This window comes from Leisingera sp. F5, assembly GCF_001593695.1.
Genome location: NZ_LUKH01001221.1, coordinates 1 through 1,181, shown reverse-complemented (window position 1 = coordinate 1,181; position 1,181 = coordinate 1). Strand labels below are relative to the sequence as shown.

1 protein-coding gene is annotated in these 1,181 nt (G+C 64.9%); it reads right to left on the bottom strand.

Annotated features, from left to right (window positions below; genetic code table 11):
- Positions 1–100: 100 nt before the first annotated feature.
- Positions 101–1,181: cache domain-containing protein (locus A2I95_RS40290; RefSeq protein WP_291737931.1), on the bottom strand; the 1,081-nt coding region annotated here is incomplete at its 5' end.

The window sequence follows — 1,181 nt, the reverse complement described above, 5'->3', positions numbered from 1 at the left end:
TGGTCATCCACAATCAGAACTTTCACCGGATCAGCCATCATCCCCCACAAGGCAGCTTTCCATCAGTTGAGAGGCCTGCAAGCCGCCGCATCCTCCCCGGTCACGGCAATTGCACAGGCGTTCCCTCTTCCCCAGGCGGCAGCAGGTGGCTCAGAGGCAGACCTGCCTCGATCACCGTGCCGCTTTGGGTGCCACGTGATGACAGAATGCGCAGGGTGCCGTCAAGCTGCTCAATCCGCTCCTGCATGTTGCGCAACCCGATCCCCGGCCCGCTGCGAGCATCGCGCGGCGGCAATCCACGGCCATTGTCGGTGATCCGCATGGTGGCGCCTTTGGTGTGGCCGCGCAAGTCGATGCTGACCTTGCTGGCCTCCGCATGGCGTTCGATATTGGTTAGCGCCTCCTGGGCAATCCGGTACAGCGCGATCTTGGCGTCCTGATCCAGCCGGTTGCGGAACACCACGGTGGAAAACTCGGTCACGATCCCCGTGCGGGCGGCAAAATCATCGGTCAGCGCCTTCAGCGCCGGGCCAAGCCCCAGATCGTCCAGCACCCCGGGGCGCAAGTCACGGCTGATCCGGCGCACTTCGGTGATGGCGGTCAGCAGGTTCTCGGTGCCTTTCTCCAGTGGTGCTGCCGCCCCCTCGCCATCGCCGCGCGACAGGCGGCGGCGGGTGTTGTCCAGCGCATAGCGCACGCCCACCAGCAGCTGGCTGATGCCGTCGTGCAGCTCGCGGGCAACCCGGCCGCGCTCCTCCTCCTGGGCGTCGAACACCCGCTGGGTCAGCTCCTTCAGCTTTGCATCCGCCAGCCGCCGTTCGCGGATGTTCAGAAACATGCCAGACGCAAAGACCAGCCCCAGCGACACCAAGGTGATGCCGCCGATGTAGATGAATGTGCGCTGCACCCGTGCCTCTACCTCGGCGCGCGAGGCCGCTACGGTGGCGAGTACATCGTCGATGAATACCCCGGTGCCGATTGCCCACTGCCAATCCTGCAGTCCCAGCACATAGGCAATCATCTGTGCCTCTTCCCCGGTCGAGGGCTTTTCCCAGGTGAATGTATGCCAGCCCGCACCGTTGCGGGCGAGGCGGATGAACTGATCCACCACCGGCACCCCGGCGCTGTCGGTCAGGCCCGCCCAGTTGCGGTTGATGAATTCTGTCTGCCGCGGGCTGACC